The sequence below is a fragment of the Petrimonas sp. genome (assembly GCF_963921705.1).
GTDB lineage: Bacteria > Bacteroidota > Bacteroidia > Bacteroidales > Dysgonomonadaceae > Petrimonas > Petrimonas sulfuriphila.
The window spans coordinates 605,241-618,364 of record NZ_OY997410.1 but is presented as its reverse complement, the minus strand read 5'-3'; the positions used below and the strand labels follow the sequence as shown (position 1 = coordinate 618,364).

The window sequence follows — 13,124 nt, the reverse complement described above, 5'->3', positions numbered from 1 at the left end:
GGTTTTTACACGAAATACCTCCTGTTTTTATAAACCGATTGTTCTGATTAAAATTTGTATCCGGTCCAAGCAAATACATCGGTTGGGCAGCCGGTATTTCCGGTTTTAATATCTATCGTTGCGGCATTTGCACCCGGTTTTATGTCTTTGCCGGTAATGGGAGAGGTTAAGCTATTTGTAAGATTTATCACTGTTCCCGCAGCGGCATCACCTTTACCGTCTGTACAGTCAACTAAATCCATAGCTGTGCCAACGCCTTTCACCAGAGCATTGGTAACGGTAGTCTTGGCTCCACGACGGATCTTGATGACATCCTGCATTTGCATTTTCACATCGCTGCTCGCATCCAGCTTAAGTTCGATAGTCATGTTTTTGACGGTGAAGTCGGACTGCCCTTTCTCATCGGGATTTAAACCGTCCAGGTTTCCATCAGCTTCAATTCCGCGAGGGTCTGATTCTGAGCTGGAGTAACCTTTTTGCCAGATTCCGTATGCGTTTTCCAGTGTTCCTGTGTACCCTTGAGTAAAGTCGAACATGTCATCGTCCGAGTCAACCACCAACAGGTTTTTCACGTTTACGCTACCGCCAAAAAATTCTATCCCATCGTCTGCCCCATAAGGGATGTAAATGTTTTCGATCTTGGTGCCATTTCCAACGCCGTTCAGCGTAAGTCCGTTGTGTTCAACGTTTGCACTCGAACGGGCGCCGGTATATTCTATCTTAACGTATGTCAATTCACCTGAGCTATCCGAAACGTTATCGCCTCCGTAACTATAGGCGCTGTTAATTTCGGTAGACCCTTTTGTCCCACCCGAAAGTGGTGCTTTACCGTTAATAATAAGCCCTCCCCAATGTCCTTGTTTAGCATTTTCAATATCGGCAGTCAGGGTAATGGGTTTTTCGGCAGTACCCCTCGCATTGATTTTTCCACCTTGCAATACGAGAATATAATTGCTGAATCCATTTTTAGCCTTGATCATTGTTCCTGCCGGAATGTTTAATACACCCCCGTCTTCAACAATAACAGGACCGGTAATGGTATAAGTAATTGCTGCATCCAGGGTTTGGGTAGTGGTTATAGAACCTTTCAGTTCCGACTCGGTTACCGGAGGTTCGGGTTTCGGATCATCGGAGCCACAAGAAGTCAGAACTGCAGGAGCTGAAATTGTGGCCATCATCATAATACTCAAAAGAAACTTTTTCATTTTAATACAGTTTAAAAATTTAGTTGATTAGTTGTTCGTATTCGTCAGTTATAAATCATAGCTTACTCCTAAGCTGAGGTTAATACCCTTTTTGTATTTATTCAGGATAATGTTTTCACCGCTTGAATTCATTCTTCTGGATAATTTAAGCGAAGGATCCAGCAAGTTTGATGCTTTAAATTTCGCGGTAAAGTTCTTGTTAAATTTGTAGGAAGACACGAAATCTATCGTGGGAACTCCTTCTTCTATGATATTGCCGTAGTTGCGTGTACCGATTGTATGTACCCTGTTACTGAAATAATTAAAAACGACCGAAGCAAGTAAATTTTTATCGCGATTTGAATAACTATAAGAAACATCGAAATTTCCTATAAACGGTGCAGCTCCTTCCAGCTGTGCTTTTCTTCTCGGTGTGTTAACGATATCAACTTCGAGATCCGTATAAATATACGAAGCATTCAATCCCAGGGATACCCGGTTTACTTTTGAAGTTGCAGTATTCACTCTGTTGATCAAGTTTTTTCTCAACTCCACCTCTATACCGGCGACAGTTGCAAACGCGCTGATGTTTGAATAGGAGAGTAATCCGGCTGAATTACCCTGATCCACTCGTCCGATAGGATTGACAATGTGTTTAAAAAATCCGGTAACGGTAAACAATTCCGAAGGGCTCAAATAATAATCCCATTTAAGATCAGCATTGTAATTATCAGACGGTTTCAGGTTAGGATTACCTTGACTGGCAAAGCCGATATTCACATATTGATAGGGTGAAATCTCTTTCGATTGCGGCAATGTGTATGTCTTACTCAAGCCCATCCGTATTGCGTTTTTATCGTTCAAATCATATTTCAGATTCAAACTGGGCAAAAAATAGGTTTTTTTGATAGATTCCCTTCCAGGGTCCACGTGTTGAACACGATGGTTAACGGTCATATCCACATTGTCTACACGTAAACCCACATTCGCGGTAAGAGGAGAAGTCAATTGATATGTAGCCTCCGCATATGCTGAATGGACATTTTTTTTAACGTTGTAGGTATTTAATTCACCAACGCTCATGGTATATTTTCCACTTTCGTAGTTGGCCTGGTTATATAAATCATCCAATTGCAGGTTATCTATGGGGAATGTTCCCGAAAGAGCGTCAAAATTGTACTCTACAGCCTCAAACTTGTCATCAACAAAGCGTCCATTGTAACCTATTTCCAGGGCAGAGTTCGTATTGTCAAATTCATCATTCAGTTTATACTGAAGATTCACTTTTGTATTTATATCATTTTCTTTCAGTTCAGAAAAGAAACGTTTTTGCCGGTTACTTCCCGTTAAAATATAGGTACCATCATCCTGTTTTGAAAGATAATTTTCGCGACGGTCAGGTTCCAGCCCTTTTATCCTGTTATACGATGCCCCGGCGTTTAGTTTCATTTTGTTCGATAATTTCCAGCTGGAAATAAGTTGATGCGTGAATAGTAAATTGTCGTTCGTTTGTTGTCTGATTGCCCTTCCCGTGTAATCGTTACTGTCTTGATGGCTTTCGGTATGTTTTCCGCTGTATTGCCCAACGTATTGATTATTGGCATGGACCATCATGAAATTATACGCCAGGTTGTGCGCTTTGTTAATCCCGAAATTGATATTTCCGAGAACAAGCTGGTTAATGTTTTGGGAATACTTGTCGCCTTGCTGGTCTTGATAAATGGTTCCGTCGGAAGTGGTGTTTCTGATCAATTCCCCGGTATAAGAATAATTTGTTCCGTGTGAGCCTACAATAAAAAATGAAAGTGGATTATTATCCGCTCCCACTTTAAATTGTTTTCCTCCGGAGATACCAAAAGTGTGGTTTACGGGTGTTTTTATGACCGTTGGATCGAGGCTGTTGGCGAAATCAACCTTGTTTTCGTTCGGTTTTTTATTGTTGGCAAATCCCAGGTAGTTTGAGCCGTCCTGACGCAGGAAATCAACTCCGATAGTCCCCCGGTTCAACCCTCCCGATATTTCGGCACCAAAAGCCCGGTCATTAATCAATTCTTTTGACGAAATGTCTATGATAGCACCCCCTGCATCTCCGGTAGAGCTACCCGAAAAAACTTTGTTTACCCCTACATTTTGAATGATATCGGTTCCGAAAAAGTCGAGTGCGATGTTTTTGTATTCGGGATCTTCCGAAGGGACAAGAAAACCGTTGAGGGTTGTCGCGTTGTATCGGTCGCCCAAGCCCCGCACAAAAACATTTTTCACGCCTTCCTGTTTGGATATTCCCGAAACTTTGGACACGGCTGCTTCCGCATTTCCAATCCCCTTGCGTGATAGCTCTCTTGCCCCTACAGCTTGCGTGGCAAGTAATGCTTTTTTTTGCTCGAGAAGCAGAATATTCTCGCTTTCGCGGTTAGCGCGTGCGACCACTTCAACCGCTTCGAGGCTGATATCGTCGGAGTTCATTTCGAAATCCACCACCGTTTCGCGGTTTGTTTCTACTGCAATCCCCGTTTTAGTTACCGGTTGATATGCCACGTAAGATGCAACGAGCGTGTGCGTTCCCGCCGATACGTTATTGATAACGAAATTGCCGTCCAGATCGGCGGCAGCCCCGTTTGTGGTTCCTTCGACCAAAACCGAAGCTCCTATTAGTGGTTCTTTGGTCTTGGCATCAACAATTGTTCCTTTGATTGTTCCCGTCTGAGCATAAATAGCGGATGCTGAAACGAAAAATAAAAGTAAAACAGATAACCTAAACAATACCTTTGCTTTACTTATCATTAATTTTGAGTCTTTTTTCATTAACGAGTATCATAATTTATCGTCACAAAGGTCAAGTATAAATGTTACAAAGCAGTTACATTCTGATTACATTATTGTTAAGTTTTCACCAATAAAAAAACCGATACTGGTGTACCGGTTTTTCCAACTTACTCATGTGCTGTTACTTCTATTGTACTATTTTCATTATAGGCTCTCCGGCCTGAACGATATCACCCGGTTTTACATATATCTTATACACTTTTCCCGAATATTCAGAAATTACGTCGTTCTCCATTTTCATAGCTTCCAGAACAAACAGGTTTTTTCCCCTTTGCACCTCATCGCCTTCTTTTACCAGAAACTTCATAACGCTGCCGGGCATAGGGCTTTCTGTAATGTATCCCTCGGGTTCCTTTACTTCCGCATCGGTAGGTACCGTTCCAGCACCGGTTACAGTTGTTTTTTGCGATTGATGCGATGCAAATTCCGTTTCACGGATTTTCCTCAGGTATTGGGTGGCCACGGCAGGGAAAAGTTCAAGTAACAACTCCTCTTTTTCGTCTTTAGCCAGCCGGACATTTTCGAACTCCGGCAAAACAGGATTCTCCTGACGTTTATACGTGCTGGTATCGTACGGAGTTTCATCACGCGTTCCGGCAATTTTCAACCTGAATTCCGGATCTACCGGAACGGGAGTTTTTCCGTATTCCCCCTTTACTAGTGCAACAAATTGATTAGAAGCATTGGCATATTTATCCCGCCCATTCTTCAGATTCAGGGCCGAACTGACCGCCTGCACTCCTACGATCTGACTTGTAGGAGTAACCAAAGGTGGCAATCCAGCATCGAGCCGGACACTTGGAATAAGTTTCATTGCATCTTCCAAGATATCCAGCGAGTTAAATTGTTTCAATTGTGCCACCATATTGGTGTACATCCCTCCGGGAATCTCGGCGTTTTTCACCCTCTTGTCGGGTTTGGGGAAATTGAAATAAGCTTCAATTTGGTGGCAGGCCTCCAGTAAAGCCGTCTCGTTGTTGATTTGAACTGCGGCAATAGCTTCGTCAAACAACTTATCAATAGCAGCAGGCAGGGTATCCGTAAGCGGGTTAAACGGATTTGGGAACTGTTTTACCGTATCGAAAGCTTCCAATTCCCGGCGGATTCCGAACAATTCGGCATTTATTTTTGCCACAGCCTCCATGTTTACATCCAGTTCAATGCCCAGTTTTTGGCAGAAAATATAAACGAGTTCAATGGCTGGAGCAGCCGGCCCGCCGGAAAAATACCAGATATTGGTGTCTACGATATCTGCCCCATTTACGATTGCTGAGAGTACGGAACCCAATCCATACCCCGGGGTGCAATGTGTGTGAAAATCGATGGGAACATTAAGTTCTTTTTTGAATAATGAGATAAGGTTTGCCACACGCGTGGGCGGAATCAGTCCACTCATATCTTTAATGGTGATCATGTCAGCACCCAACGCTAGCATTTCCTTGGCTTTCTGAAGAAAATAGCGGTCTGTAAACACATTTTCTTTTTTTATCCGTATTTCTTCTTTCTTGTTGAACAGCCCCAGAAAGCCTTTCTTTTCAACAATTTTAACCTCATCGTCGTATTTGGGATCTATCGTGTAGCAAACCGCGCAATCTGCCAAACCACCGTATTTCTTAATGTATTTTATACTCGATTTTATATTGTCAACATCGTTTAGCGCATCGAAAATACGCATAATGTTGAGTCCGCTAGAGACGGCATTTTTGAAAAATCCATCAATAATTTCATCCGGATAGGGAGCGTATCCATAGAGGTTTCGTCCACGAGAAAGCGCTGTGAGTTTTGAGGCTCCCTGCACACCGTCGCTGACTTTTTTTAACCTGTCCCATGGGTTTTCGCCTAAATAGCGCATAACGGAGTCTGGAACAGCACCTCCCCAAACTTCCATTGCATAGAAATTGGCATCTCTGTAATAAGGCAACACTCTGTCAACTTGTGATTGGTTCATTCGGGTAGCAAAAGCCGATTGCTGACCGTCCCTCAAAGTGAGATCTCTGATTAAAAGTTTACGTTTCATCTGTTTAAAAATTTAATTTCTACTTTTTATGGTGGTTTTTGACATTAGTTTCGTTGTTTTTCACTATTTATACTTACAGTTTTTAAACATTATAAATATCTCAAATACAGAAATTTAGTTTTATCTTTCGCCATACAAAGTAACAAATTAATTTCGAATTATAAGCAATTAATTAAAGATTTTTTTCTTTAATTCATGCTAAAAACAACAAAAGCAGCATTTCGTGTTTAAAATGCTGCTTCCGGGTGTGTAAACGAAAGGAAATTACACCTTAGAAACGTTTTTTCCCTTTCTTGGAGACGTTGAAATCCTGTTTTGGTTTGTCACCTTTGTATTTCTTGTTCTCCGGCATATTGTTGTCTGCTAATTCAACCACCAGTTTTCTGTCTTCCACGAAGACTCCTTTAAAGGATTTGAGAATTTGCTTGACATTTTCTTCGGGGACTTCAAAAAACGAAAAGTTCTTCATCAGATCGATACGCCCTACCCTGATCTTCCCGGGCACATAATCGTTGATAAAACCCATCAGGTTAGCCGGGTTGGCGCCGTCCATTTTTCCGATATTGATAAAAAAGCGGGCATATCCATTTTCAGCCTTTTTCGGTCCCCCTTCGTTTCTGTCAAATTTTTTTCCTTTTCCACGTTCCTCTCTTTTCGAGTTGTGTTCTTTGGGTTCTTCAATTTCATTGGCGGCTTGGTAGTAGTCAATCAGCCGGTTAAATTCCAAGGAGACCATACGTTTAATGACATCCTCCTTTTCCAGCCAATCAAGTTTCTTGAAGATGGAAGGCAGTAAACGGGCAATTTCTTCTTCATTTACCTTAACCTTTTCAATTTTATCTACAAAGTTGAACAGTTGCTTTTCGCAAATAATATCTCCTTTGGGTACCTGACGATATTCAAATTTTTTATTGATGAGTTTTTCTATCTGAGCAACTTTTCCTTTTTCTTTGGTATGGATAATGGATATGGATGTTCCGGTTTTTCCCACCCTGCCTGTACGTCCGCTACGGTGCGTGTATACTTCGTAATCATCGGGAAGCCCAAAGTTAATCACATGAGTGATATCGTCCACGTCCAGTCCTCGGGCAGCAACGTCGGTAGCAATAAGCAACTGCAGGTTCCGTAAGCGGAACTTGTTCATGACATAGTCACGTTGTGCCTGCGACAGGTCACCGTGCAACGAATCGGCATCGTAGCCATCCTGAATAAGCTTATCTGCTATTTCCTGCGTTTCTTTTCTTGTCCTGCAAAAGACAATGCCGTATATGTTGGGGTAGTAATCCACGATCCGTTTTAACGCAAGGTATTTGTCTTTTGCGTGAACCATGAAATAGGTGTGTTTCACGTTCAGCGCACCTTCGTTTTTCCGTCCAATGGTTATCTCCATGGGGTTGGACATATATTTCCGGGTAATTTTGGCTATCTCCTGGGGCATGGTGGCTGAAAAAAGCAGCATGCTGCGGTTGTCGGGAACGTGAGACAAAATTTCATCTATACTTTCCGTAAATCCCATGTGTAACATTTCATCAGCTTCATCCAGCACAACGGTATGGACATTTGCCAACGAAACGGTTTTGCGGTTTATCAAATCAATCAACCTACCCGGTGTGGCAACGATAACATGAACGCCTCGTTTTAACGTTTTAATCTGGCTTTCTATGCTTGATCCGCCGTAGACAGGAAGGATTTTTATATCATCAATATATTTGGAAAAATCGGTTAAATCACCGGCTATCTGTAAACAAAGCTCCCGTGTAGGACAAAGGATCAGTGTCTGCGGTGCATGCAGTTCGATGGCTGTTTTTTGGATGATTGGCAAACCGAAAGCAGCAGTTTTTCCAGTTCCGGTTTGCGCCAGAGCAATTATGTCACGGGTATTTGCCAGCAGTTGCGGAATCACTTCCTCCTGTACCGGCATGGGTTGTTCAAAACCCATTTCCTGAATGGCACGCCAAATCGCGGGTGCAATCCCAAGTTCTTCAAAAGTTCTCATTTTTTTCTTTAATTCTATTTTAATGGTGAAAGTATTCGCATTTTCTCGAAACCCCCACAACACGACATATATATAAAGATGTGAGAAAATTTGATATACAAAATCTGATTATTCCGGAACAAAAAAGCCCGAATTTTAAATCGGGCGCAAAGGTACGAAAAAAAAATCAATCTTATTGATTATAGAGCAGGTATTTGCGTAATAAAATCTTTTTCCCGGAAGTCAACTTAAGTTCTTTTTCCAGATAATTATCAATCGAACCGTATTTTTGGTTTATGTAATCGATGGTATAATTGATGTATGCAGGATTTACAGACATCAACGCTGTAACGGCTTCCTGGAAATATTCGGGTTTTGTTTTCACATTTTCTGCAATTTTAGATATATCTACAGTTTGGCGAGACAGAAGATAATCGTCAATAATTACATTTTGCGGAATTCCCACTGCGTAAAGTATGAAAAATGAGGCCAGCCCTACCCTGTCCTTACCCAACGATCCGCTAAGCAACACAGGATAATTGTTTTCATCGGTTAGAATATTAAACATCTCTGCAAACACGCTTTTGTAGTTCTCAATGATTCCTATGTAGGAATCCTGAACATCACGAATGGCATCGCTGCGCGTTAAATGTTCGTTATCCATCATTTCATTGATTTTTTCGTCGTCCAACGGAGTAATGGGTAACGATATCTTCCTAATGTTCGGATGAACGAGAATAGGGTATCTTTTAGCTGTTCTATCTGATCTGAAATCAATAATGGTTCTTATATTTAACCGTCTTATCCTCTCCTGATCATATAATGTTGCGCTACTCAAATCACCTGAGCGGAAAATTTTTCCCCATTTCATTTGTTGATCAGTTCGTGTGAAATATCCGCCCATATCCCTGAAATTTTTTATATTACTCATCTCAATAATCCGGTTGGCAATAATTCCCGAATATGCAGAGGTAGTTTTTAATATGTAGAATTCCCGGATATCGGGACTCGAAGGATTGATTACCGTTACCTGATCAGTAATATTGGAAGTTTTTATGGGTGTAAAAGCGGAAATATCACTGTCTGACTGAGAAGAATAAATGTTGATATTTCCTTCCTGATCGGGGCTGACTTCCCATTTGAGAAGTAAATCACCGTCTTTGTTCTTTTCTGCCACAGATGTTATTTTAACTGTTGATGCGCAACCTGCTGCAATCAACAAAAAAAAAGCCGAAATAATTTGATAACTATATATTCTCACCCGCGTTTGATTTTGGCAAGCAAATATAGCTAAAACATTTTGTAAACAAAACTCTTGCGTTTCTAACTTAACAATAAATAATCAGATTTTTGCCATTTTTTATAACTTTAAAACATAAGTAATTGTATAACTAATTTTTAAATAATACTTTTGCATTCGATGTTTTGAAAAGGTTGTTGATAAACTGTTAATTCTATGTAGAGAATTATTGCATAACTTTATTTTGTTTCGTTGATTTTTTGTTTATATGAAAAAATTAAGTTAAGGATGCAAAAAAGGCTGCTAAAAATTCTCGGGAATTTTTGCACGTCTCATCAACAGAAAAAAGAAACAAATTCGAAATATTTTATCAACAACAGAATTATAAAAAGATTGTTGATAAAGTCTCTAATAAATTATTAATAAACAACTTGATTTAATTTTAATTGTTGATAAGACAGTTTTAGGATCGTCTATATTTTAATAACTTATTTTGCAATTTTTTTTAGAATTATTTATCAACACTATCAACAGGCATTCATCATCATCATTATATTTCTTTATTTTTAAACTATAATATTAATAAATAATGTTCAATGGAAAAAAAAGAATTGATTGAAAAAATAAATACACTTCGAAAGGAAAAAAATGCGATTATATTGGCACATTACTATCAAGAATCAGATATTCAGGATATTGCTGATTTTGTAGGCGATAGTCTTGCATTGGCACAATGGGCAGCTAAGACAACGGCAGATATCATTGTGCTTTGCGGCGTTCATTTTATGGGCGAAACGGCAAAAATTCTTTCTCCGCAAAAAAGGGTTTTTATTCCCGATAGTATGGCTAGCTGTTCGTTGGCAGAAAGTTGCCCGGCCGATGAATTTGAGAAATTTACGCAGGCATATCCTGGTTATACGGTTATTTCGTATGTAAATACCACTGCGGCTGTAAAGGCGTTAACCGATATAGTGGTAACCTCTACCAATGCAAAACAAATTGTGGATTCACTTCCTGAAGATGAAAAGATTATTTTCGGACCCGATAAAAATTTAGGAGATTACATCAATAAACTTACGGGAAGGAATATGCTTTTATGGGAAGGTGCTTGTCACGTCCATGAACAATTTTCGTTGGAAAAAATTCTTGAGTTAAAAAAAGAGTATCCACAGGCATTGTTACTGGCACATCCGGAATGTAGGAAATATATCCTGGAAATCGCCGATCACGTTGGGTCGACATCGTCAATAATTGCGTTTGCCCGGAATTCAGGATATAAACAATTTATTGTAGCCACAGAATCGGGGATTTTACACCAGATGCAGAAAGATAATCCGGATAAAGAATTTATTCCGGCTCCACCGGAAGATTCTACATGCGCTTGCAACGATTGTTTTTATATGAAAATGAATACGTTGGAGAAGTTGTATTTATGTTTGAAGAACGAACGTCCAGAAATTTTTGTCGAAGAAGAGGTTCGTTTGAAAGCAGTGAAACCGATTGAAAGGATGTTGGAAATATCAGCTAAATACGGATTATAATGGCAGTACGAATTAATAAATTTATTTCCGAGAGCGGAATTTGTTCCCGGCGAGAAGCGGACAAATACATTGAAAAGGGGCAGGTATTAGTAAACGGGAAGCGTGCAGAAATAGGAACACTCGTAAGCAAAAGTGATAAAGTGTTGGTAAACGGTTTGCTTATTGAATCCAAAGCGGAGGAAGATTTTGTCTTGCTGGCTTTCAATAAGCCACGGGGAATAGTAAGTACCACCGAGAAAGGTGTGCGGGACAATATTGTTGATTATATAGGTTACCACGAGCGAATTTTCCCTATCGGACGGTTGGATAAAGATTCTCAGGGGTTGATTCTCCTTACCAATGACGGGGATATAGTGAATAAAATCCTTCGTGCAGGAAACAGTCACGAGAAAGAGTATGTTGTGACTGTAAACAGGCCGGTAACCGATGAATTCGTGCAGCGGATGTCGAGTGGAGTGCCAGTGTTAGGAGAGGTAACTCGAAAGTGTAAAGTTGAAAAAATATCGGAATTTATTTTTCGAATAATTCTTGTTCAGGGACTTAATCGCCAGATCCGCAGGATGTGCGAATATTTTGGGTATGAAGTAGAGAAACTGGAACGTGTCCGGATTATGAACATTTCACTGAAAGGTATTGGTTTAGGCGATTGGCGGTTGTTGGAAGAACAGGAAATGAAAGAATTAAAAACGACGATTGCTTATTCGTCTAACGAAAACCAACCGGCCAAATCAAAACAACCCCTTGTTTCGGGACAGGAACAGGAGAGAAAAAAGTTTCGCTCCTCCTATGAAGAGTCGTTTAATAGTTCCAAAAAGGCTCAATCCAAAAGAAACGAAGGTTTTGTCAATCCAAAAGCAAAGGAATTACGTGGAAAAGGCAAAAACAAACCTCAACCAAGGACATTTAGAAAAACCAAGTAAATTTTTGTACCTTTGCACCCGCAAAAATATTCACATACCGTTTTCGTCAAGAAGCCCTGATACTTGGCTCTAAAAGCGTAACGGTCTAACAATCTCGAAAACATGGCTCTTCAATGTGGTATCGTTGGGCTTCCTAATGTAGGGAAATCAACTCTTTTTAATTGTTTATCAAACGCTAAAGCACAGGCTGCAAACTTTCCTTTTTGCACCATTGAGCCCAATGTGGGTGTTATAACTGTTCCGGATGAAAGACTGAACCGGTTGGCAGAGTTGGTCCATCCCCAAAAAATTGTTCCCACAACCGTTGAGATCGTCGATATAGCAGGTTTGGTAAAAGGAGCAAGTAAAGGGGAAGGATTGGGAAATAAATTTCTGGCCAACATTCGGGAGACGGATGCTATTTTACATGTGTTGCGGTGTTTTGAGGACGAAAATGTGACTCACGTTGATGGAAATATTAATCCAGTTCGCGACAAAGAAATAATCGATGCTGAACTGCAGCTAAAGGATTTGGAAACTATTGAATCAAGAATTCAAAAAGTAGAAAAACAAGCCAAAACCGGCGGCGACAAAGATGCGAAGCTGGCTTTTGAAGTTTATTCAAAAATCCGTGAAGCATTGCTGCGAGGAGAATCGGCCCGAACTGTTGTTTTTGATACCAAAGATGAAAATAAAGTGGCTCGGGATTTATTTCTTTTAACGTCCAAACCGGTACTTTATGTTTGTAATGTTGACGAACAGAGTGCCGTGAGTGGAAATAAATTCGTAGAACAGGTTCGCGAGGCGGTAAAGATAGAAAATGCTGAAATTTTGATCGTGGCGGCAAAAATTGAGTCCGAAATAGCTGAATTTGATACCTACGAAGAGCGGGAAATGTTTCTCGTTGAACTCGGTTTGGAAGAGTCGGGTGTAAACCGGTTGATTAAAGCTGCCTACAAATTGTTAAACCTTCAGACATTCCTGACTGCCGGCCCGCAGGAGGTTCGTGCGTGGACATTTCAGAAAGGATGGAAAGCACCCCAATGTGCCGGTGTTATTCACACTGATTTTGAGAAAGGATTTATCCGGGCAGAAGTAATAAAATACGCAGACTACATACAATACGGTTCAGAAGCCACCGTTAAGGAAGCCGGAAAAATGAACGTGGAAGGTAAAGAGTACATCGTTCAGGACGGAGATATCATGCACTTCAGGTTTAATGTGTAATTCTGCATAGAAACAGATAATGATGAATACCACTGAAATATTCGGTTACCTTGCCATGATCTTCCTTGTTGTATCCTTTCTCCCTGAACAGGTTAAAAAAGTAAGGATGATCAATTTCGTTGCCTGTGCTTTATTTATTGTTTACGGTGTGCTACTGGGATTCAAATGGCCATTAATTATTTCAAATTCAGTAGTCTGTATAATCCAGATTTATCACC

General features: G+C 40.4%; 8 protein-coding genes. 3 read left to right on the top strand and 5 right to left on the bottom strand.

Translation table 11 applies throughout. The features are described from left to right. Positions 1-47: 47 nt before the first annotated feature. From AACM02_RS02625 to AACM02_RS02605, 5 genes are all read right to left on the bottom strand, one after another. Positions 48-1,205 carry a hypothetical protein gene (locus AACM02_RS02625; protein WP_286849413.1) on the bottom strand — a complete coding sequence of 386 codons (1,158 nt, stop codon included), beginning with the start codon at positions 1,203-1,205 and terminating at the stop codon, positions 48-50. Positions 1,206-1,253: 48 nt separating this feature from the next. Beyond that, positions 1,254-3,965, bottom strand: a complete 2,712-nt coding sequence (locus tag AACM02_RS02620) for a TonB-dependent receptor domain-containing protein (protein ID WP_339115991.1) — start codon at positions 3,963-3,965, stop codon at positions 1,254-1,256. Positions 3,966-4,134: 169 nt separating this feature from the next. Further along, on the bottom strand, positions 4,135-6,024 hold the full coding sequence (locus AACM02_RS02615) for a biotin/lipoyl-containing protein (RefSeq protein ID WP_339115990.1): 1,890 nt from the start codon (positions 6,022-6,024) through the stop codon (positions 4,135-4,137). Between the two features lie 271 nt (positions 6,025-6,295). Further along, entirely contained in the window at positions 6,296-8,020 is a 1,725-nt protein-coding gene (locus tag AACM02_RS02610; RefSeq protein WP_339115989.1) for a DEAD/DEAH box helicase, read from the bottom strand. Positions 8,021-8,192: 172 nt separating this feature from the next. Continuing rightward, positions 8,193-9,176 (bottom strand): tyrosine-protein phosphatase, encoded by a 984-nt coding sequence (locus tag AACM02_RS02605; protein ID WP_339115988.1) that lies wholly within the window; start codon positions 9,174-9,176, stop codon positions 8,193-8,195. A 659-nt stretch (positions 9,177-9,835) separates the two neighbouring features. Here AACM02_RS02605 and nadA point away from each other — a divergent pair. The 3 genes from nadA (at position 9,836) to ychF (ending at position 12,906) form a co-directional block, all read left to right on the top strand. Then, complete coding sequence (nadA, locus tag AACM02_RS02600; protein WP_339115987.1) at positions 9,836-10,780, top strand: quinolinate synthase NadA; 945 nt, start codon at positions 9,836-9,838, stop codon at positions 10,778-10,780. Further along, the gene (rluF, locus tag AACM02_RS02595; RefSeq protein ID WP_339115986.1) at positions 10,780-11,700 is read left to right on the top strand and encodes a 23S rRNA pseudouridine(2604) synthase RluF; all 921 of its coding nucleotides are present in this window, start codon (positions 10,780-10,782) and stop codon (positions 11,698-11,700) included. The genes nadA and rluF overlap by 1 nt, the downstream gene beginning before the upstream one ends. Before the next feature lie 102 nt (positions 11,701-11,802). After that, positions 11,803-12,906, top strand: a complete 1,104-nt coding sequence (ychF, locus tag AACM02_RS02590) for a redox-regulated ATPase YchF (protein ID WP_332457281.1) — start codon at positions 11,803-11,805, stop codon at positions 12,904-12,906. Positions 12,907-13,124 lie beyond the last annotated feature (218 nt).

Coding starts and splice junctions, on each gene's coding strand:
- AACM02_RS02625 (WP_286849413.1), bottom strand. CDS start 1,205: ATGAAAAAGTTTCTTTTGAGTATTATGATGATGGCCACAATTTCAGCT.
- AACM02_RS02620 (WP_339115991.1), bottom strand. CDS start 3,965: ATGATAAGTAAAGCAAAGGTATTGTTTAGGTTATCTGTTTTACTTTTA.
- AACM02_RS02615 (WP_339115990.1), bottom strand. CDS start 6,024: ATGAAACGTAAACTTTTAATCAGAGATCTCACTTTGAGGGACGGTCAG.
- AACM02_RS02610 (WP_339115989.1), bottom strand. CDS start 8,020: ATGAGAACTTTTGAAGAACTTGGGATTGCACCCGCGATTTGGCGTGCC.
- nadA (WP_339115987.1), top strand. CDS start 9,836: ATGGAAAAAAAAGAATTGATTGAAAAAATAAATACACTTCGAAAGGAA.
- rluF (WP_339115986.1), top strand. CDS start 10,780: ATGGCAGTACGAATTAATAAATTTATTTCCGAGAGCGGAATTTGTTCC.
- ychF (WP_332457281.1), top strand. CDS start 11,803: ATGGCTCTTCAATGTGGTATCGTTGGGCTTCCTAATGTAGGGAAATCA.